21 protein-coding genes, 1 tRNA gene and 1 rRNA gene are annotated in these 18,893 nt (G+C 56.0%); 21 read left to right on the forward strand and 2 right to left on the reverse strand.

The window, feature by feature from the left end; genetic code table 11:
- Together rrf and M2407_RS19735 are read left to right on the forward strand one after the other, a co-directional pair.
- Positions 1-88, forward strand: a 5S ribosomal RNA gene (rrf, locus tag M2407_RS19730); the annotation flags it as partial.
- 95 nt (positions 89-183) lie between these two features.
- Positions 184-260: transfer RNA gene (locus M2407_RS19735), tRNA-Asp, on the forward strand.
- A gap of 188 nt (positions 261-448) precedes the next feature.
- Here M2407_RS19735 and M2407_RS19740 read toward each other — a convergent pair.
- The gene (locus M2407_RS19740; protein ID WP_128864347.1) at positions 449-838 is read right to left on the reverse strand and encodes a hypothetical protein; all 390 of its coding nucleotides are present in this window, start codon (positions 836-838) and stop codon (positions 449-451) included.
- A 284-nt stretch (positions 839-1,122) separates the two neighbouring features.
- Between M2407_RS19740 and M2407_RS19745 the strand changes: the two genes are divergently transcribed.
- From M2407_RS19745 to dkgB, 17 genes are all read left to right on the forward strand, one after another.
- Entirely contained in the window at positions 1,123-1,845 is a 723-nt protein-coding gene (locus tag M2407_RS19745) for a beta-ketoacyl synthase chain length factor (protein WP_122077312.1), read from the forward strand.
- Entirely contained in the window at positions 1,845-2,663 is an 819-nt protein-coding gene (locus tag M2407_RS19750) for a 1-acyl-sn-glycerol-3-phosphate acyltransferase (protein WP_128864348.1), read from the forward strand. The genes M2407_RS19745 and M2407_RS19750 overlap by 1 nt, the downstream gene beginning before the upstream one ends.
- Before the next feature lie 4 nt (positions 2,664-2,667).
- Positions 2,668-2,928, forward strand: coding sequence for a phosphopantetheine-binding protein (locus tag M2407_RS19755; RefSeq protein WP_044548404.1), 261 nt, complete (start codon positions 2,668-2,670; stop codon positions 2,926-2,928).
- Positions 2,929-2,937: 9 nt separating this feature from the next.
- Positions 2,938-3,189, forward strand: coding sequence for an acyl carrier protein (locus tag M2407_RS19760; protein ID WP_128864349.1), 252 nt, complete (start codon positions 2,938-2,940; stop codon positions 3,187-3,189).
- Positions 3,190-3,227: 38 nt separating this feature from the next.
- Positions 3,228-3,785 carry a hypothetical protein gene (locus M2407_RS19765; RefSeq protein WP_128864471.1) on the forward strand — a complete coding sequence of 186 codons (558 nt, stop codon included), beginning with the start codon at positions 3,228-3,230 and terminating at the stop codon, positions 3,783-3,785.
- Positions 3,752-5,125 (forward strand): AMP-binding protein, encoded by a 1,374-nt coding sequence (locus M2407_RS19770; protein ID WP_128864350.1) that lies wholly within the window; start codon positions 3,752-3,754, stop codon positions 5,123-5,125. The genes M2407_RS19765 and M2407_RS19770 overlap by 34 nt, the downstream gene beginning before the upstream one ends.
- Positions 5,122-5,466, forward strand: a complete 345-nt coding sequence (locus M2407_RS19775) for a 3-hydroxyacyl-ACP dehydratase FabZ family protein (protein ID WP_020825309.1) — start codon at positions 5,122-5,124, stop codon at positions 5,464-5,466. Before M2407_RS19770 ends, M2407_RS19775 begins: the two co-directional genes overlap by 4 nt.
- On the forward strand, positions 5,457-7,175 hold the full coding sequence (locus tag M2407_RS19780) for a glycosyltransferase (RefSeq protein ID WP_259219008.1): 1,719 nt from the start codon (positions 5,457-5,459) through the stop codon (positions 7,173-7,175). Before M2407_RS19775 ends, M2407_RS19780 begins: the two co-directional genes overlap by 10 nt.
- Entirely contained in the window at positions 7,172-7,600 is a 429-nt protein-coding gene (locus tag M2407_RS19785) for a thioesterase family protein (RefSeq protein ID WP_046374459.1), read from the forward strand. The genes M2407_RS19780 and M2407_RS19785 overlap by 4 nt, the downstream gene beginning before the upstream one ends.
- Positions 7,597-8,202: an outer membrane lipoprotein carrier protein LolA gene (locus M2407_RS19790; protein WP_122077335.1), complete on the forward strand. Its 606-nt coding sequence runs from the start codon at positions 7,597-7,599 to the stop codon at positions 8,200-8,202. The genes M2407_RS19785 and M2407_RS19790 overlap by 4 nt, the downstream gene beginning before the upstream one ends.
- Entirely contained in the window at positions 8,192-10,498 is a 2,307-nt protein-coding gene (locus tag M2407_RS19795; RefSeq protein ID WP_259219009.1) for an MMPL family transporter, read from the forward strand. The genes M2407_RS19790 and M2407_RS19795 overlap by 11 nt, the downstream gene beginning before the upstream one ends.
- Positions 10,498-11,070 carry a DUF3261 domain-containing protein gene (locus M2407_RS19800; RefSeq protein ID WP_128864353.1) on the forward strand — a complete coding sequence of 191 codons (573 nt, stop codon included), beginning with the start codon at positions 10,498-10,500 and terminating at the stop codon, positions 11,068-11,070. The genes M2407_RS19795 and M2407_RS19800 overlap by 1 nt, the downstream gene beginning before the upstream one ends.
- Complete coding sequence (locus tag M2407_RS19805; RefSeq protein ID WP_128864354.1) at positions 11,070-12,239, forward strand: beta-ketoacyl-[acyl-carrier-protein] synthase family protein; 1,170 nt, start codon at positions 11,070-11,072, stop codon at positions 12,237-12,239. The genes M2407_RS19800 and M2407_RS19805 overlap by 1 nt, the downstream gene beginning before the upstream one ends.
- A complete protein-coding gene (locus tag M2407_RS19810) occupies positions 12,236-12,709 on the forward strand; it encodes a hotdog family protein (protein ID WP_115060021.1) in 474 nt (157 codons plus the stop codon). Before M2407_RS19805 ends, M2407_RS19810 begins: the two co-directional genes overlap by 4 nt.
- Positions 12,706-13,437, forward strand: a complete 732-nt coding sequence (locus tag M2407_RS19815; protein ID WP_115060019.1) for a 3-ketoacyl-ACP reductase FabG2 — start codon at positions 12,706-12,708, stop codon at positions 13,435-13,437. The genes M2407_RS19810 and M2407_RS19815 overlap by 4 nt, the downstream gene beginning before the upstream one ends.
- Positions 13,434-14,663 (forward strand): beta-ketoacyl-ACP synthase, encoded by a 1,230-nt coding sequence (locus tag M2407_RS19820; RefSeq protein ID WP_115060017.1) that lies wholly within the window; start codon positions 13,434-13,436, stop codon positions 14,661-14,663. The genes M2407_RS19815 and M2407_RS19820 overlap by 4 nt, the downstream gene beginning before the upstream one ends.
- A 141-nt stretch (positions 14,664-14,804) precedes the next feature.
- A complete protein-coding gene (gene dkgB / locus M2407_RS19825; RefSeq protein ID WP_020825319.1) occupies positions 14,805-15,608 on the forward strand; it encodes a 2,5-didehydrogluconate reductase DkgB in 804 nt (267 codons plus the stop codon).
- Positions 15,609-15,652: 44 nt separating this feature from the next.
- Here dkgB and yafC read toward each other — a convergent pair whose 3' ends face one another.
- On the reverse strand, positions 15,653-16,540 hold the full coding sequence (yafC, locus tag M2407_RS19830; RefSeq protein ID WP_046374452.1) for a DNA-binding transcriptional regulator YafC: 888 nt from the start codon (positions 16,538-16,540) through the stop codon (positions 15,653-15,655).
- A 106-nt stretch (positions 16,541-16,646) separates the two neighbouring features.
- Between yafC and M2407_RS19835 the strand changes: the two genes are divergently transcribed.
- Together M2407_RS19835 and M2407_RS19840 are read left to right on the forward strand one after the other, a co-directional pair.
- On the forward strand, positions 16,647-17,822 hold the full coding sequence (locus M2407_RS19835) for an MFS transporter (protein WP_020825321.1): 1,176 nt from the start codon (positions 16,647-16,649) through the stop codon (positions 17,820-17,822).
- 243 nt (positions 17,823-18,065) lie between these two features.
- Positions 18,066-18,860, forward strand: coding sequence for an endonuclease/exonuclease/phosphatase family protein (locus M2407_RS19840; protein ID WP_071844577.1), 795 nt, complete (start codon positions 18,066-18,068; stop codon positions 18,858-18,860).
- Positions 18,861-18,893: the final 33 nt, after the last annotated feature.

Here is an 18,893-nt window from a genome sequence, read left to right on the forward strand (position 1 = left end):
CTGACCCCATGCCGAACTCAGAAGTGAAACGCCGTAGCGCCGATGGTAGTGTGGGGTCTCCCCATGCGAGAGTAGGACACTGCCAGGCATCAAATAAACGTTATCAGCCTGACAACTGGTAATGAGCAGGATCGCCAAGCGCGGTTTTGCCCACATCGAAAGATGTGACGTAAAAGAATCGGTGGAGCGGTAGTTCAGTTGGTTAGAATACCTGCCTGTCACGCAGGGGGTCGCGGGTTCGAGCCCCGTCCGTTCCGCCACTTATTTGATAAGCCCTGAGTCTATGACTCAGGGCTTTTTCATATGCAAAATTCAAGAAAATCCAAATCACTACGTGATTTATGCGGTGAAAATCTGCTTTTATAAATCATTATCTGAATTGTGCACCAATATAAAGAATAATATACCCGGCAATGTTATTCTCGCCGGGTAGTCTTTTTCTTTATCGTTATTTGATATTCTGACGGGCCAGTTCCAGTTGAATATCTTTATCCAGGTTGGCGACCCAGCGGTTATAATTCGGGTGAATATTTCCGCCTTTGGCATCCATATTACTGCTGGCAATATACTTAATCTGATAACTATTCGAATTGTAATTTATACGAATATCGGCGCTATGGCCACGCAGTAAGATCTTGCCATCGATCACACCGTCACTGACTGGGTTCATGATCCAACCACGGTTAAGCCCTGCGGCGAGAATGGCCTGACGCACCTGCACATTACTGTGGCTACCTGCAACGTTTTGACTGACGTTTTTTACTGGCGCAGTGCCTGCACAGCCGCTGACCAGAATCGCTGCGAATACACCAGTTAAAATGAGTTTTAAAGGTTTCATACTCTTTTCCATGAGTGTTCGTTATTAAGATGTGTAATATTCATACATGAGATGTTATGTATGCTTACCCTCAATAAGATACTCCTCCGGGAGATTTTCGACAAATATTGCGGCTTTTCATTGTGATAATTCCCTCTGCGCTCAAGTCTCATGGCGTTATGTCGATAAATAACTCTAATCGGTTAATCGCGCATTTCAACTAAAAATAGGAATTTTGGGAATGCAATCCAGGATTAAATATAATAGATTTAGCCACGGAACTTTTCTGACCGGTAATACCATTAATGGCGGGCGACATGAATATACTCAGTTGGTGGGCAATGGCTCCCGATCGTGGAACGCGTGAAGCATGGCGTCAATGGTCATCAGATGACTTTCTTGCCTCCGATTATCAGGGCTCGTTGCCTGCCTGTTCTCATATCCCCATGATGTCGCTGCGCCGAATGAGCGCCGGAACGCGTTTGGCAGTAGAAAGCGGGCTGATCTTATTGAAGGACTATCGGGCAGATATGGCGATCTTCACCAGTCGGCATGGTGAGCTGGAGCGGACGCACAAGATTCTTCAACATCTGCATCAGGAACAACCGCTATCGCCAACGGATTTTGCCATGTCGGTGCATAACACGGCGGCGGGATGGTTAACGATTATAGCGAAGAATACCTTGCCAACCACCTCGTTGGCTGCTGGCGAGGACAGTTTTCAGCAGGGCATGATAGAGGCTCAGGCCTTGTTAGCTACGGGCAGTGCGCAGCGGGTGTTATTAATTGATTTCGACGGTACCGTACCGGATGTCTACCGGCCTTTCGCGCCAGAAAATACATTCCCTTATGCCGTCGCCCTGTTGCTGGAAAACGGTGGCTCGTTACACTGCAAGGTTGCTGAATCGGCGCAGGTTGAGGCTAGCCGTCGGGAACCACAGAGTATGGCATTTTTGCGCGGTTGGCTTGGCGCTGATGATGCATTCACGGTCCCCGGCCAACGGCATGACTGGGTGTGGGGACGCTGATGGAAAAGGCGATGCCTGCAGAAAATACGCCGGAACAATCCTCATGGTTTAACCGTTGTTGGCGGGTGATAGCTACGGGTTTTTGTTTCTCGTTGTTTGGCCTGGGCGGTCTGTTATTGTCCGGTGTTTGGTTTAATCTTATGCGTCTTGCAGTGCGTGATCCTGCTCGTCGCAACCAACTGACGCAAAGTTCTATCCGCCACAGTTTCCGTTTCTTCCTGGCTACCACGAGGTTTTTCGGCGTACTGGACTACCATTTCGACAATGCGGAGCGCTTTCGCGAAGATCGCGGTTGTTTGGTGATCGCCAATCATCCCAGCCTGTTGGATTACGTGTTATTGGCTTCGCAAATGCCACGTTGCGACTGCATAGTGAAAGAGGCTTTGCTGAGCAATGTGTTTGTCAGCGGAGTGATCAAGGCCGCCGGATATCTGGCCAATGCGCAGTCGGATATATTGTTGGAACAGTGCGGACAAAGGCTGGCTGCCGGGGGGACAATCTTAATCTTCCCGGAAGGCACCCGCACCACACCAGGCAAGGCTCTGGCACTGCAGCGAGGAGCGGCCAATATTGCGCTGCGCGGTCAATGTAGCATCCGCATTGTGCATATCCACTGCCACCCCCCCATGCTGACGAAGCAAGGCAAATGGTATAAGATCCCGGCGGTAAAACCGCAATTCCGGATCACCGTTCAGGATAAGATCGACACCCGCGCATTCATTCATGCAAATGATGTTTCGCCCGCCCTTGCGGCAAGAAGATTAACCCAGCATTTAACTGACGCTTTACAGTCAGAACCTATAAATAATGAGAAATAGCGTAATGAATTTATTGAGCACCGAAATCAAGCAATTGATCATTGATACGCTCAATCTTGAAGGTATGACACCGGAGGAGATTGACGCCGAAGCGCCGCTGTTTGGTGATGGACTGGGTCTGGACTCCATTGATGCATTGGAACTGGGGCTGGCTTTAAAAAACCGTTACGGCGTGGTGCTGTCGGCTGAAAGCCAGGATATGCGCCAACACTTTTATTCCGTGGAAACGCTGGCGAAGTTTGTTTCTGCACAGCGTAGCCAATAAGGGGTTTTCATGGATAAGCAAGAAATTTACCTGCAAATTCAGTCGCTTCTGGTCAAGCTGTTCGAGCTGGACGCCGATGACATCAAGCCAGAGTCCCGTTTGTACGAAGAGCTGGAGCTAGACAGCATCGATGCGGTGGATCTGGTGGTGCACCTGCAGAAAACGACCGGCAAAAAGATCAAACCGGAAATGTTCAAGTCAGTGCGAACCGTACAGGACGTGGTTGACGCCATTGATGAACTGCTGAAGTCAGAAAGCTAAGGCTGCGGGCTAAGGTGGAGAGTCGTTGGCTGACCCCGATGTTGCGGTTGCTGCAGGGCGCAGTATGGCTGGTGCTGTTGCTGTATCCGCTGACGGTTTGGGTCGGCCTGACGCATTGGGGAACCGCTCTCCTGGCACCGTTATTGGTGGGGGTCTTTAGCTTGCGCCTGCTGATGTTGCGCGGGAAACTGCGCCAACAAATGTGGCTGGGAAAAGCCTTGGCCCTAGTGGGCATCTTGCTGGCGCTCGCCAGTTGGGCGTTAAAGCAGAGCCACTGGTTGCTGTACTACCCGGTGCTGGTCAACGCAATACTGCTGCTGCTGTTTGCCTACTCGCTGTTTGCCCCGCCTACGGTGGTGGAGCGATTGGCCCGTATAACGGAACCGCAGTTGGACGCTGCCGGCATTGCTTATACTCGCCGGGTGACTCAGGTGTGGTGCGGGTTCTTTATTGTTAACGGTGCGATAGCGCTGACAACCTGTCTGTCCGGTGATATCACACTCTGGACGCTGTATAACGGCGGCATCAGCTATCTGCTGATGGGGGCATTAATGGGTATTGAATGGATAGTCAGGAAAAGGATCCGGCACGCCTGAGTTTGCCAATGAACCGCTGGCTCAGCACGCAACGCGATGATTCGGTGCCGATCGCCTGGCGTGGCGATCAGCTATTCTGTCTCGGCCAATTTCGCCGTGATGTTGCCGCATTGGCCGCGATACTGGCGAGTAGGGAAGAGCACCGCTGGGCGCTGTGCTTTGATGATAGCTATCGCTTTGCCGTCGCCTTGCTGGCGTCGTTGTATGCCGGCAGGCTGCCGGTGATTTTTGGTCACCAGCGAGAAGCTATCCTCAAAGAGCAACGAGCGGATTACGATGCGCTACTGACCGATTTGCCTCTCGATCCTGGCGTGCCCGTTTTGGCAGTGCGCGAGGGCGGTTGTGAGGATATCGCGCTACCCGCCTGGCCTCAGGATCCTCGTTTTATTCTTTACACTTCCGGCTCGACCGGCCAACCGCAGGCTGTGTGCAAATCCGTCGCCTGCATGGACCGTGAAAGCGAACTGTTGGCTGCCGCTTTTGGTGACGTCTTGCGAGGATGCTGCGTCGTCGCATCGGTATCCCATCAGCATATGTATGGCCTGAGCTTCCGGCTGTTTCTGCCGCTGGCTTTAGGGCTGCCGTTTGATGCGCAGTTGACGCAATACCAAGAGCAGTTGATTGCCCGACATCAGGGCCGGCGTTTGGTGTTTGTCAGCAGCCCGGCATGGCTCAAGCGTTTGGATAATCGTTTGACGCTCGCCGAGTGCGTGGAGGTTTTTTCCGCCGGCGGCCCGTTATCCGAGGTGGAAGCACAGCTTGCCCGGCAAATGCTGGGGGTATTGCCACTGGAAATCTACGGTACCACGGAAACCGGTTCACTGGCCTGGCGCAGGCAAAATCGGGACATTGCCCTGTGGCAGCCGTTTGCTTGCGTCAGGTTAAAGGTGGATTCAGACAATCGGATTGAGGTTATGTCACCCCTGATACCTGACACGGGTAAAACGTTGCTGAGCGACATTATCGAACTGGCGCCGGATGGTCGACAATTCCAGTTAAATGGCCGCGCCGACCGCATTATCAAGCTGGAAGAGAAACGGTTGTCGTTAACCGAGGTGGAACGTCGCCTGGTGGCCTTGCCGGAGGTTGCCGATGCTGCCGTGCTAACGCAGCAGCAAAGAGGGCGCACGCTGCTGGTGGCCGTTGTCGTGCTATCTCCGTACGGCGAGCTCCGCCGACAAAGCTTGTCCGAAGGGGCTTTTACCCGTGAACTGCACCAGGCGCTGCGAGGCTGGCTGGAGCCGGTGGCTCTGCCGCGCAGTTGGCGCATTATCGATGCCATTCCGCTTAATCCGCAGGGCAAGCGCGCCTATGCTGAGCTACAGGAGCTGTTCTTATGATGCAACCTGAGGTGCTGCAACAGCAGGTGAGCGATGCCACCCATGCCAGCCTGCAGCTGCATTTGCCCGCTGAACTGTTTTGGTTTCGCGGCCACTTTCCGCAGCATCCGATCCTGCCGGGGGTCACGCAACTGAACTGGGTCATGCAGTATGCCCGTCAGCTGCTGGCTATCGAGGCCGGATTCAAAGGGATCGAGGTGGTCAAGTTTCAACAACCGTTACTGCCGGGGCAGAGGGTGTTGCTGCAACTCGAATGGCAACCGGAACGGCACAAGCTGTTGTTCAGCTATCGCGTCGGTGAGGCGATCGCCAGCAGCGGCAAGATCTCGTTATGTCAGTAAGCGCCCCTTTTTCCCCCTGTCTTCTTATCCCTTGTTTTAATCACGGGCAGATGATGGCCGCGGTACTGACATCGTTGGCGGATTATGGCCTGCCTTGCCTGGTGGTGGACGACGGCAGCGCTGCTGCCACCGCCGAAACGCTACAGCGGCTGGCCGCCGAACTGCCCTGGGTTAGCCTGTTGCGGTTGGAAAAAAACCAGGGGAAGGGCGCAGCGGTCATCGCCGGTCTGCAATTGGCTCAGCGACAGGGCTACAGCCATGCTTTGCAGGTGGATGCCGACGGTCAGCATCAACTGAGTGATATACCGGCCATGATTGCCGAAGCGCGCGCTCATCCGGACTGTCTGATTTCCGGCCGGCCAGTCTATGACAGCTCGGTACCCAAAGCGCGCCTGTATGGGCGTTACGTCACCCACGTCTGGGTGTGGATCGAAACCCTGTCGCTGTCATTAAAGGACAGCATGTGCGGTTTCCGCGTTTACCCGGTAGCGCCGACGCTGGCGTTGACGGCGCGCCAACCGCTTGGCAAACGCATGGATTTCGATACCGAAGTGATGGTCCGGCTGTATTGGCAGGGGGTGCAAAGCCGTTTCTTGCCGACGCGGGTTACTTACCCGGTCGATGGCGTTTCGCATTTCGATGCGCTGCGCGATAACTTGCGTATTTCCTGGATGCACACCCGGTTGTTTTTCGGCATGTTGCCGCGGATTCCGCGTTTACTGCGTCAACGCCAACGGGCGAAGAAAGCGCAGCATTGGTCAGCAACTCAGGAGCGTCATGGCCTGTGGGGGATCCGACTTATGCTGCAGGTCTACCGGATGTTTGGCCGCCGGGCATTTCAATGGCTGCTGTACCCGGTGATCGGCTACTTTTGGCTGACCGGGCGTGCCCAACGTGAAGCTTCGCGTGATTATCTGCAACGTCTGCAGCAGTTTGCCCACAATCGACAGCAACCATTACCCACGCCGCTCAACAGCTTTCGGCACTTTATGCGTTTTGGCGATGCGATGCTCGACAAGCTGGCGAGCTGGCGTGGTGAACTTCGTGACGTTCGGCTGGTAGATCCCGCAGCCTGTGAACGGCAGATCGCTTCCGGCAGAGGTACGCTGATCCTGGCCTCGCACTTGGGGGATATCGAGTCTTGCCGCGCGTTGGGTGAGTTGAATTCTGGCGTCAAGGTGAATGCTCTGGTGTTTACCGAGCATGCCGAGCGCTTCAATCAGGTGATGAAAGAGGTCAACCCTCGTGCCAACCTTAACCTGATACCGGTGACTTCATTGGGGCCTGAAACCGCCATGCGTCTGCAGGACAAACTCGACGCTGGCGAGTGGGTGGCTATCGTTGGCGATCGCACCTCGGCCGGAAAACATCAGCGCGGTGAGCAACCGAGGGTGGTGTGGAGCCGCTTTCTCGGTCAATCGGCACCTTTCCCTCAGGGGCCTTTTGTTCTGGCCGCTGCGCTGCGTTGTCCGGTATACCTGATGTTCGGTCTCAAACAGCAGGGGCGTCTGAACGTTTATTTCGAACCGTTTGCCGATCCGCTGTCATTACCCCGGCAGCAGCGCCAACAGGCGTTGCAGGATGCGGTGGACCGCTATGCCGCCCGGCTGGAGCATTATTGCCTGCTGGCGCCGCTCGACTGGTTTAATTTTTTCGATTTCTGGCAGTTGGCGGCACCGTCGCCAACGCAACAGGGGCCTGAGACATGAAGCTTAAAGACAATCCGCGATTCTCCGTCAGGGTTGAAATCACCATCCCTTTCCATGATACCGATGCCATGGGCGTGGTGTGGCACGGGAACTACTTCCGTTATTTCGAGATCGCCCGCGAAGCCTTGCTCAAACAGTTCAATTACGGATACCGGCAGATGCAGGCGTCGGGCTATGTCTGGCCGATCGTAGATACGCGGGTGAAATATATTGCGCCTGTCCTGTTTGAGCAGCGCATCATCGTCTGTGCAGAGCTGGAAGAGTATGAAAACCGCCTGCGCATCGGCTACCGCATTCTGGATGCAGAGAGCGGAATAACCACCACCCGCGGCCATACTATTCAGGTCGCGGTGGACGCCGACAGCAAAGAAATGTGCTTTGTCTCCCCGCAAGTACTGTTGGATAACATCGAGGGGGCACAATGAAGTTTTGGATGCTGGCTGTTGTGACTTTCTTCAGTCTGGGCGTGCAGGCGGTAACGCTGCCGGAGCTGCAGCAGCGGTTTAGCCAACAGCCGGTGCTGCGCGCCGAATTTGAGCAGCAGCGCAGTATCAGCGGCATGGCAAAACCGTTAAAGTCCAGCGGTGAGCTGTTGATTTCCCAGCAGAAAGGATTGTGGTGGGCGCAACAGAAGCCTTTCCCGCTGACCCTGCTGCTGGATGATAAACGCATGGTGCAAACCCTGGCGGGCCAGCCGCCGCAGGTGATAACGGCGGACAACAACCCGCAGATGTTCCAGTTCAATCACCTGCTGACTGCGCTGTTTCATGCCGACAGCCAGGCGCTGGAACAAAACTTTGCTCTGCAGTTCACCGATTTGGGGCATAACCACTGGCGGCTGGTGCTGACGCCGAAAACCACACCGCTCGACAAACTGTTCAAGCGCATCACCCTCAACGGCGAACAGTACCTGGAAACTATTGATATCGATGATATGCAAAGTGACGCCACCCATATTCGCTTCTTTAATCAACGTACGGTGCCGCAGGCGCTGACTGACGAGGAGCAACAGCGTTTTGCGTCCTGAACTGCATCGGCGGCTGGCATTTGGCTGGCTGGCGATTTGCCTGCTGCTGATTGCGGCCTTGTGCTGGCTGTTGCCGCGCAGTCAAATCAACAGCAGCGTCCTGGCGTTATTGCCGAAACAGCAACTGGTTGGCGTGCCGGATGAATTGGCCGACGGCTTCAGCCGCCGCCTGGATCGTCAACTGATGTGGCTAGTCAGCCCGCCGCCAGGGGCGGATAACGCCGCAGTGGATTGGTGGTGGCAGCAGCTACGTCAGATGCCCGAGCTGCAGCGGGTTGGCGGGCCTATGGATGCACAACGTCAGCAGCAGTGGGGGCGTTTTTTCTACCAGCATCGCAATGTGCTGCTGGATGATGCCACTCGGCAACGTTTGCAGCAGGGGGCAGACGCGCAGAGCCAGTGGATCCTCGGCCAACTCTATTCTGCTTTCGCCGGCGTCAGCGGCAAAGAGCTGGCGAACGATCCGTTGATGCTGGTACGTGCCTCACAGTTGGCGCAGCAACAGAACGGCGGCTTGCTGAGCCTGTCCAAGGGGTGGCTGGTGGCGCGTGATGTACAGGGGCGCAGTTGGTATTTGTTGCACGCCGAGCTTAGCGCATCATCTTATGACATCAGCAGTGCCCGGCTAACGGTAGATAAACTGACAGCGTTGCAGCAACAGCTGCAGCAGCGCTGGCCGGGAACCGAAGTGCTCAGCCGCGGCACGTTGTTTTACAGCAACTACGCCAGCCAACAGGCCGAAAAGGATATTTCCACGATTGGCCTGGCGTCGGTGGCGGGCGTGTTTTTATTGGTGTTGTTTATGTTCCGCTCACCTTTGCCGCTGTTGTTGTGCGCGCTGTCGGTGGGTATTGGCGCTCTGGCCGGCACCGTCGCTACGCTGCTGGCCTTTGGCGAAATACATTTGATGACGCTGGTGCTGAGCATCAGCATCGTCGGCATTTCGGCTGACTACACGCTCTATTTCCTGACCGAGCGAATGGTGCATGGTCGGCAGTCGACGCCATTAGCCAGTTTGCAAAAGCTGTTGCCGGCATTGTCGATGGCGTTGCTGACCACCGTAGTGGCCTACCTGGCGCTGTTGATTGCGCCGTTCCCCGGTTTGCAGCAGTTGGCGGTATTTGCCGCTGCCGGATTGAGCGCCGCCTGCATTACCGTTATTTGTTGGTACCCGCAATTGTCGCGACGGTTGCCGGTACGCCCAGCGCCGGGGTTAACGCTGATCCTGAATTGGCTGCATGCCTGGCGCCATCGGCCGCTGTTGCGTTATGGGTTGCCCGGCGCGGTGCTGTTGCTGGTGGTCGCGGGGTTCAGCCAGTTGAAGGTAGATGACGACATTGGCCAACTGCAGGCATTACCTGTGGCGTTACAGCAGCAGGAGCAGCGTATCGCCGTACTGACGGGCCAACATAACGATCAGAAGTGGCTGGTGGTCTACGGCGCCAATGCCGAGCAGCTGTTGCAACGTATCGAGTTGTTGCAACCCAAACTGGCTGAGGCCAAACGGCAAGGCGTGCTGGCGGATTATCGTCTGTTGCCTCTGCCTTCTCTCCAACGCCAGCAAGAAAACATCGCTTTATTGCAGCGCGTGGCGCCGCAGGTGATGAACAACCTGCAGCAGGCAGAGTTGGTACTGAGTACACCAGATTTAACGCCTGAATGGGTGAGCCCGCAGCAGTGGCTGGGCAGCGTGGTTAGCGAGGGTTGGCGTCTGCTGTGGCTGACGTTGCCCGATGGGCGCAGTGCGGCGCTAGTGCCCGTTAACGGCGTGAAGAACAGTGCGATGATGAAGACACTGGCGGAGCAGGTTCCCGGCACCGGTTGGATCGATAGGAAAACCGAGTTCAGTGACCTGTTTGGTCAATATCGCCTGTATCTTTCTTATCTGTTGGCATTGTCAGTTGCAGCGATTGCGCTGATTTACCTGTGGCGTTTTGGTCTGCGTCATGGCTTGCGCTGCATGGTGCCGACGCTATTGTCACTGGGTAGCGGTATTGCGGTATTGGCACTGAGTGGCCATACGCTAAATCTGTTTTCACTGTTGGCGCTGGTGCTGGTTTTGGGGATCGGCATCAACTATACGTTGTTCTTTACCAATCCCCGGGGCACGCCGACCACCTCGATGTTCGCCATTTTTATGGCGGTATTCACCACCCAACTGACGTTCGGCATGCTGGTACTGAGCCACACTCAGGCCATCAGTAGTTTTGGTATCGTATTGAGCAGCGGAATTGCCGTGGCATTTTTATTGGCACCGCTGACGTTAGTATCGAAAAGAAAAAGAGGGAAAGCCTGATGCGCGGCTTACGAATGGTGCTGTTAATGTGGATTGTCGTGCTGGCCGGCTGCGCTGGTTCGCAGGATCCGACGCTGCCGCAGGCGTGGCTAAAACCCGGTACGCAGGTGACCTTACCACCTCCTGCGCGGGCTCAGCCGATTAATCAGCAACAGTTGCTGACCGCCGAAGTCAAAGGGCAACAGCACTCGATGCTGGTGCTACTCAATGCCGACGGCCAGCGTTTGCAACTGGTGGGCATGTCGCCGCTCGGTATCCGTCTGTTTAACCTGACCTACGATCGTCAGGGGATCCACACCGAACAATTGATCAAGGTGGGGGAACTGCCGCCAGCCAGCCAGGTGCTGGCGGATATCATGTTGAGCTACTGGCCGGTGAAGGACTGGCAACCCTTGCTGCCAGCAGGGTGGCGACTGGAAGACCAGGCGCTGGTACGTCGCTTGTATGACGAGCATGGGGCGGTGATCAATGAAATCCGTTACCAGCAGATGGACGGAAGGCGAGAACCGGTGTCGATCGCGCAATCCGCTTTCCATTACCGCATCATCATTCAAACGCTGGGGAACGAATAATGATCTATTTCTCCGCCGTAGGGATGGTGAATGCGCTGGGCAACGATCTGCCGCAGATCGCGCAAAACCTGGCGCGCGGTATTTCGCCCGGCATGCAGCAGCAGACGCAGTGGCTGACGGGCGGCGCGCCATCCTGGTTTGGCAACGTACAGGGGGATTTACCGGTGATCCCCGAGTCGCTCAAGCGGCATAATTCTCGCAATAATCGCCTGCTGTTGGCCGCTTTGGCGCAGATCGAGACGCCGGTACGCGAGGCCATTGCCCGTTACGGCGCCGATCGTGTCGCGGTGATTATGGGCACCAGCACTTCCGGCATTCACGAAGGCGAACTGGCGCTTCACCAGTATCAAGCGGGGCAATGGCCACCGGGTTACCATTATCACCAGCAGGAGCTGGGCGATCCGAGCCAGTTTCTCAGCGCTTTTCTCTCGACCCGTGGTCCGGCCTATACCCTGTCGACGGCCTGTTCCTCAAGCGCGCGGGCCATCATCAGCGGTAAACGTCTGATTGCAGCCGGGTTAGTGGACGCGGCGATTGTAGGCGGGGCAGACAGCCTGTGCCAAATGCCGATTAACGGTTTCCACAGCCTGGAGTCACTGTCCGCGGAGCGCTGCACGCCTTTTGCAACAGGACGCAGCGGGATTAATATCGGTGAGGCGGCGGCGTTAATGCTGTTGACGCGGGAACCTGCGCCGGTGGCGTTGTTGGGCGTTGGCGAATCTTCGGATGCCTGGCACATGTCGGCACCGCATCCAGCCGGTGAAGGCGCCGAGCGTGCAATGACCATGGCATTGCAGCAGGCCGGTTTGAGTACCGACCAAGTTGGTTATATTAATTTGCACGGCACGGCCACGCGGCTTAACGATCAGGTTGAAGCCCTGGTGGTAAATCGCCTGTTTGGCGAACAAACGCCGTGCAGTTCAACCAAGCATCTTACCGGCCATACGCTGGGGGCGGCTGGAGCGGTGGAGGCAGCGCTGAGCTGGCTGTTGTTGACCCAGTCATTGCCGCTGCCGCAGCAAGATTTCAGTACAGTTCCCCGCGATGCCGAACTGGCGCCGATCGGTCTGGTGTGTGAGCCCCAGACGTTGGGAGCGCGCGCTATCCTCTCCAATTCATTTGCCTTCGGCGGCAACAATGCCTGCCTGTTATTGGGAGATGCTCCATGAACGCTTTCCGGACTGCAGAATATTACTTACCTCATGCCTCACCGATGGTGCTGCTGGAACGGGTGCTGGAAGTGGGTGAAGAGCATGCACGCTGCGCGGTCAACGTCAGTGCGAATAGCGTGCTGGCGCCGTTTCTCGACGAGCAGGGGGCACTTCCTGGTTGGTACGGCATTGAGCTGATGGCGCAGGCGATTGGGGTTTGGAGTGGCTGGCACGGTCGCCAGAGTGCCAAGCCGCCGCAGTTGGGTATGCTGCTCGGCGGGCGGGCCATTCACTGCGAATTGTCCGCTTTTCCTGCCGGCAGCGAGCTGGTGGTTAGCGTGCAGCAGTTGTTGAAAGACGAGAAATTAGCCAGTTTTGAGTGTGAAATCAGTATCGATAATGTGCCGATCGCACAGGGCAGGTTGAACACCTATCAACCTGATCAACAAGAAATTATTCAATTGACGACCTTAAGGGGAGACGCATGATGCGTTCCGTTTTAGTCACCGGCGCCAGTAAAGGGATCGGTCAGGCCATAGCCTGCCGCCTGGCTGCGGATGGCTTTTTGATTGTAGTCCACTACCACAGCGATAAGACCGGGGCAGAACACACCTTGCAGCAAATTGTCAGTGCCGGCGGGCAAGGGCGATTGATGCAGTTTGATATCAGCAACCGCATGCAGTGCCGTGAGGTGTTGGAGCAGGATATTGAAACCCACGGCGCCTACTACGGCGTGGTGAATAATGCAGGGATCACCCGCGACGGCGCTTTCCCGGCGTTAAGCGAGGAGGATTGGGATGGGGTGATCCATACCAATCTCGACAGCTTCTACAACGTGCTTCACCCCTGTGTCATGCCAATGATTGGCCTGCGCAAGGGCGGGCGGATCATCGCGCTGTCGTCGGTGTCGGGCGTCATGGGCAACCGTGGACAGGTAAACTACAGTGCGGCCAAGGCAGGTGTGATCGGTGCCTGTAAGGCGTTGGCTATCGAACTGGCGAAACGCAAAATTACCGTTAACTGCATCGCCCCGGGTTTGATTGACACTGGCATGATCGACATCGAGCCGGCGGCGCTGGATGAAGCGATGCGGGCAATCCCGCTTAAGCGTATGGGATCGGCGGAAGAGGTGGCGGGGTTGGCCAGCTACCTGATGTCGGATATCGCCGGCTATGTAACGCGGCAGGTCATTTCCATTAATGGAGGAATGGTATGACGCAACGAGTGGTCGTCACCGGCATGGCGGGCGTTACGGCGTTCGGCAATAGCTGGGCAGAGGTATCCAGCCGGTTGAAGCAGGGCAAGAATGCGGTGCGTTACATGACGCAATGGGAAGAATATCAGGGGTTGAACACCCACCTCGGTGCCCCTATCGAGAATTTCGTACTGCCTGATCACTATACGCGCAAGCGTATTCGTTCCATGGGCCGTGTTTCGCTGTTGGCGACTCGAGCGACGGAACTGGCGCTCGAACAGGCCGGGTTGCTGGGCGAGAAGGTGCTGACTAACGGTGAGACCGGTATCGCCTACGGTTCTTCGACCGGCAGCACCAAGCCGGTCAGTGAATTCGCCACCATGCTCACCGAGAAGCACACCGGCAATATTACCGGCACCACCTATGTGCAGATGATGCCTCATACCGCGGCGGTAAACACTGGCCTGTTCTTCGGCCTGCGAGGCCGGGTGATCCCGACATCCAGTGCCTGCACCTCCGGCAGTCAGGCGATTGGTTATGCCTATGAGAGTATCCGCCACGGTTATCAGACGGTGATGGTGGCCGGCGGGGCCGAAGAGCTGTGCCCTTCGGAAGCGGCGGTGTTCGATACGCTGTTTGCAACCAGCCAGCAGAACGATCGCCCCGAGTTTTCGCCACGGCCGTTTGACCGTCAGCGAGATGGATTAGTGATTGGCGAAGGGGCAGGAACGCTGATCCTGGAGTCACTGGAACATGCACAGGCGCGTGGTGCGACCATTTACGGCGAGGTTATCAGCTTTGCCACCAACTGTGATGCGGCACATATCACTCAGCCGCAGCAGGAAACCATGCAGATTTGCATGCAGCAGGCGCTGAGGGCTTCCGGGTTGGCAACCGGTGATATCGGCTATATCAGTGCCCACGGCACGGCGACCGATCGTGGCGATATCGCGGAAAGTCAGGCAACGGCGGCGATTTTCGGCAATCGAACGCCGATCTCCTCGCTGAAAAGTTATTTTGGCCATACGTTGGGCGCCTGTGGTGCGTTGGAAGCCTGGATGACGTTGGAGATGATGCGCGAAGGCAGCTTCGCCCCTACCATCAACCTCAGCGAACCGGACAGCGCCTGTGGCGACCTAGACTATATCATGGGCGGCTATCGTCAGATTGATACCGAGTTTGTGCAGTCGAATAACTTCGCTTTCGGCGGCATCAATACTTCACTGATCCTGCGCCGCTGGGCGTAATCTTGCACTGCCGGAGGTTTTCCTCCGGCAATTGTTGCTATCTAATCAAAAGTCTTATGCACAATAGGGCGTTTTTGATCAACAAAACAGTTGCCATAATCCTCCCATATCGCTTCAACATCCTAATGAGAGAATAAAATTATGAGCATCCCTGCATTTGGTTTAGGCACCTTCCGTCTCCAGGATCAGGTGGTGATCGACTCGGTCACTACGGCACTCGAGCTGGGATACCGCGCGATCGATACGGCGCAAATCTATGAAAACGAAGCGGCGGTGGGGCAGGCGATTGCCGCCAGCGGCGTACCGCGTGAAGAGCTGTTTATCACCACCAAGATCTGGATCGCCAATTTGGCGAAAGGCAAGCTGATCCCGAGCCTGCAAGAGAGCCTGAGCAAGTTGCAAACCGGCTATGTTGATCTGACCCTGATTCACTGGCCTTCGCCGAACGACGAAGTTCCTGTTGCCGAGTTTATGGCCGAACTGGCGGAGGCGAAAAAATTAGGCCTGACGCGCCAAATTGGCGTTTCCAACTTCACTCTGGATCTGATGCAGCAAGCGATTGACGCCGTTGGGGCAGAGCAGATCGCCACAAACCAGATTGAGCTCTCGCCCTACCTGCAAAACCGCAAAGTGGTGGAGTTTGCCCAGCAGCACGGCATTGCCATCACTTCCTACATGACGCTGGCCTATGGTCAGGCGCTGAAGGATGAGACCATCAAGGCGATTGCGGCACGCCGCAATGCCACTCCGGCACAGGTTATTCTGGCCTGGGCGCTGCAGCTGGGTTACGCGGTGATCCCATCATCGACCAAACGTGAAAACCTGGCGAGCAACCTGTTGGCGCAGCAGTTGACGTTAAGCAGTGAGGAAATGGCAGAAATTGCCAAGCTGGAAAGCAATGGCCGTTTGGTCAGCCCGGAAGGCCTGGCACCGAACTGGGATTAATTTTCCGTACCTTTACATCAGAGGCGCCCAGACGGGCGCCTTTTTTATTGCCCCAGATGTTTGCTGAGAAAATCGATAAAGCTGCGCAGGCGGTTGCTGACGGCACTGTCGCTGTAATACACCGCATTGATTGGCATGGCGACCGGCAGCGTCTCCTCCACCAAGATCGGCACCAGATCGCCGCGCTCGATGTCTGCGCTAATCATAAAATCGGACAGGCAGGCAATACCGTTGCCATGCAGGCACAGGTGACGCTGAGTTTCACCACTGTTGGTGGTCAGGCCTGGGGTGATTTCCAACTGCCGACCGTCGGCGCAGGCCAGTGGCCAACGATTCAAACTGGGCAGATCGTTAAAACCGATGCAGCAGTGTTGCGCCAGGTCTTCTACCTTTTGTGGCATGCCATATTGTGCCAAATAGGCAGGGGAGGCCAGCACGCGTCGATAGCTGGTCATCAGTTTGCGTGCCTTCAGGCTGGAGTCGGTCAACTCACCGACGCGGATGGCAATATCCACCTTACGCTCAATCAGGTTAATAAAGTTCTCTGACGACACCAGTGACAGCGACATTTCCGGATACAGGCCCCTAAATTCCGCCACTAGCGGCGTTAATACGTGCAGCACGACTGGCGTGGCAGCATCGACGCGCAACAGCCCCTGTGGACGCTGACGGCTTTCCATCAGCGCATTCTCCGCCGCGGCCATATCACTCAGTACCTTCTGCACCTGGCGGAAATAGTTTTCCCCCTCCTGCGTCAGGCTGATCTGACGCGTCGTGCGGTTGAGCAGCGTGACTCCGAGCTTGGTTTCCAGCTTTTTGACGGTGCGGCTAACCACCGAATTGGCCTGATCCAGCCGTTCGGCCGCACGGCTGAAACTGCCGCTTTCCACCACGGTCACGAAAGTAATCAATTCATCGGAATTCGCTTTCACTGTTGCTCCATTGGCAAAATTCATTTGATATTTTGAGCATTTTTATCATTTAAGCACAGGCCGATAATAGCCGCCATCAACCTGAACGCTATTTGGAGTAAAAAAGATGCCTCTCGCATTACTTGCATTGACCATCAGTGCCTTTGCTATCGGCACCACCGAGTTTGTGATAGTCGGGCTAATCCCGACTATCGCGGAACAACTGGGGGTGACAGTACCGTCCGCCGGGCTGCTGGTTACCATTTATGCTATCGGCGTGGCGATTGGTGCGCCGGTACTGACTGCTTTAACCGGCCGCGTACCGCGCAAGCTGCTGCTGATCAGCCTGATGGTGCTGTTTACCCTCGGCAACCTGCTGGCCTGGCAGTCGCCGAGCTACGAGTCGTTGGTTGTGGCCCGCTTGTTGACCGGTCTGGCCCACGGGGTATTCTTCTCCATCGGCTCTACTATCGCCACCAGTCTGGTTGCGAAAGAGAAAGCCGCCTCGGCGATCGCCATTATGTTCGGCGGCCTGACCGTGGCGTTGGTGACAGGGGTACCCTTGGGGACCTTTATCGGCCAGCATTTTGGCTGGCGTGAAACCTTCCTGGCGGTGTCGCTTATTGGCGTGATTGCCACGGTGGCCAGCGTCATCCTGGTACCCAACAACATTAAAAATCAGGCCAGCGCCAGCATTGGCGAGCAGTTTAAAGTGCTGACTCATCCACGCCTGCTGCTGATTTACGCCATCACCGCGCTGGGTTACGGTGGCGTATTCACCACCTTCACCTTCCTGGCGCCAATGATGCAGGAACTGGCGGGGTTCTCCGCCCCCGCGGTCAGTTGGATCCTGCTGGCCTACGGCATTGCGGTAGCGATTGGCAACATTTGGGGCGGAAAATTGGCCGACCGCCATGGTGCCGTCCGTGCCCTCAGCTTTATCTTTGCCGCGCTGGCCGTTTTGCTGCTGGTGTTCCAGTTCACAGCCAGCCATAGCATCGCAGCGCTGATGACGGTGGTGGTGATGGGCGTATTCGCCTTCGGTAACGTACCGGGGCTGCAGGTTTACGTGGTGCAGAAAGCCGAACAGTACACGCCGAATGCGGTAGATGTCGCTTCCGGTCTGAACATCGCAGCTTTCAACGTGGGCATTGCTCTGGGATCGGTCATCGGCGGTCAGACCGTATCCACGCTGGGCCTGGCGCAAACGCCGTGGATTGGTGCGCTGATCGTGCTGGTGGCTCTGCTGCTGGTGGGGGTTAGCGGGCGTCTGGATAAGAAGTACCGGCAGCAATTGGCTTGATAGCCACACTTTCCCCTTCTTTGGCCCGCAAAATGCGGGCCTTTTCGCATTTATCATCGATCACCGCTAACCTTTACACACATATACTGTCAGAAGATTGAAATCCCTACCTCACGCCCCTATAACTGGAAAGGATATACCCCGTAAAAGCCATGCCGTCAGGTGAGGGCAGGCGTATAATCGATTCAATGTTGGCGGGAATGTCACCGTCAGTTTCATCCTAATGGGAAATAGGCGAATAGCGTGCCGAAACGAACTTATGCAATGAGGTATGTTGCAGGTCAGCCAGTTGAGCGAATTTTCCCTGGCGCTATTAATCAACCGCTGCCGCCCGGGGCTGCATTGCCTACGTCCGGCGCGTTGCGAGTGATGGTGTGGAACATCTTTAAACAGCAACGGGCAGACTGGCTCTCGGTGTTGAAAAGCTATGGCAAGGATGCGCAACTGGTCCTGCTGCAGGAGGCGCAAACCACGCCTGAACTGGTGAGCTTTGCCACGTCAAACTATCTGGCTGCCGATCAGGTGCCGGCTTTTGTATTGCCGCAACACCCTTCGGGCGTGATGACTTTGGCGGCAGCGCATCCAGTGTATTGCTGCCCATTACGCGAACGCGAACCACTGCTGCGGCTGGCCAAATCGGCGTTAATCACCGTCTACCCGTTGTTTAACGGACAGCTTTTGATGGTCGTAAATATTCATGCGGTGAACTTCAGCCTGGGCGTGGACGTCTACAGTAAGCAACTGGGGCCGATTGGTGAGCAGATTGCCAACCACCACGGGCCGGTGATTATGGCCGGGGATTTTAATGCCTGGAGCCGCAAACGAATCAATGCGCTGTATCAGTTCGCCAGCGATATGGCACTGCGTGAGGTGAACTTCACGGACGATCATCGTCGTAAGGCGTTTGGCCGCCCGCTGGACTTTGTGTTTTATCGCAATATGGGCGTGGCGGAGGCTTCGGTGCTGGTGACCAGCGCGTCAGACCATAATCCGCTGCTGGTGGAGTTTCATCCCGAGGCTGACAAACCGCACTGGTGATTATCGTCCGTATTCAGACAATAAAAAAGCACC

It is taken from the genome of Serratia sp. BIGb0234, assembly GCF_024809915.1.
GTDB classification, from domain to species: Bacteria; Pseudomonadota; Gammaproteobacteria; order Enterobacterales; family Enterobacteriaceae; genus Serratia; species Serratia liquefaciens.

Bases quoted from the DNA above. Each gene is read 5' to 3' on its own strand.
- M2407_RS19740 (WP_128864347.1), bottom strand. From the start codon at position 838: ATGAAACCTTTAAAACTCATTTTAACTGGTGTATTCGCAGCGATTCTG.
- M2407_RS19805 (WP_128864354.1), top strand. From the start codon at position 11,070: ATGATCTATTTCTCCGCCGTAGGGATGGTGAATGCGCTGGGCAACGAT.
- M2407_RS19775 (WP_020825309.1), top strand. From the start codon at position 5,122: ATGATGCAACCTGAGGTGCTGCAACAGCAGGTGAGCGATGCCACCCAT.
- M2407_RS19750 (WP_128864348.1), top strand. From the start codon at position 1,845: ATGGAAAAGGCGATGCCTGCAGAAAATACGCCGGAACAATCCTCATGG.
- dkgB (WP_020825319.1), top strand. From the start codon at position 14,805: ATGAGCATCCCTGCATTTGGTTTAGGCACCTTCCGTCTCCAGGATCAG.
- M2407_RS19745 (WP_122077312.1), top strand. From the start codon at position 1,123: ATGGCGGGCGACATGAATATACTCAGTTGGTGGGCAATGGCTCCCGAT.
- M2407_RS19770 (WP_128864350.1), top strand. From the start codon at position 3,752: ATGGATAGTCAGGAAAAGGATCCGGCACGCCTGAGTTTGCCAATGAAC.
- M2407_RS19785 (WP_046374459.1), top strand. From the start codon at position 7,172: ATGAAGCTTAAAGACAATCCGCGATTCTCCGTCAGGGTTGAAATCACC.
- M2407_RS19765 (WP_128864471.1), top strand. From the start codon at position 3,228: ATGTTGCGGTTGCTGCAGGGCGCAGTATGGCTGGTGCTGTTGCTGTAT.
- M2407_RS19800 (WP_128864353.1), top strand. From the start codon at position 10,498: ATGCGCGGCTTACGAATGGTGCTGTTAATGTGGATTGTCGTGCTGGCC.
- M2407_RS19790 (WP_122077335.1), top strand. From the start codon at position 7,597: ATGAAGTTTTGGATGCTGGCTGTTGTGACTTTCTTCAGTCTGGGCGTG.
- M2407_RS19755 (WP_044548404.1), top strand. From the start codon at position 2,668: ATGAATTTATTGAGCACCGAAATCAAGCAATTGATCATTGATACGCTC.
- M2407_RS19760 (WP_128864349.1), top strand. From the start codon at position 2,938: ATGGATAAGCAAGAAATTTACCTGCAAATTCAGTCGCTTCTGGTCAAG.
- M2407_RS19835 (WP_020825321.1), top strand. From the start codon at position 16,647: ATGCCTCTCGCATTACTTGCATTGACCATCAGTGCCTTTGCTATCGGC.
- M2407_RS19815 (WP_115060019.1), top strand. From the start codon at position 12,706: ATGATGCGTTCCGTTTTAGTCACCGGCGCCAGTAAAGGGATCGGTCAG.
- M2407_RS19820 (WP_115060017.1), top strand. From the start codon at position 13,434: ATGACGCAACGAGTGGTCGTCACCGGCATGGCGGGCGTTACGGCGTTC.
- M2407_RS19780 (WP_259219008.1), top strand. From the start codon at position 5,457: ATGTCAGTAAGCGCCCCTTTTTCCCCCTGTCTTCTTATCCCTTGTTTT.
- M2407_RS19810 (WP_115060021.1), top strand. From the start codon at position 12,236: ATGAACGCTTTCCGGACTGCAGAATATTACTTACCTCATGCCTCACCG.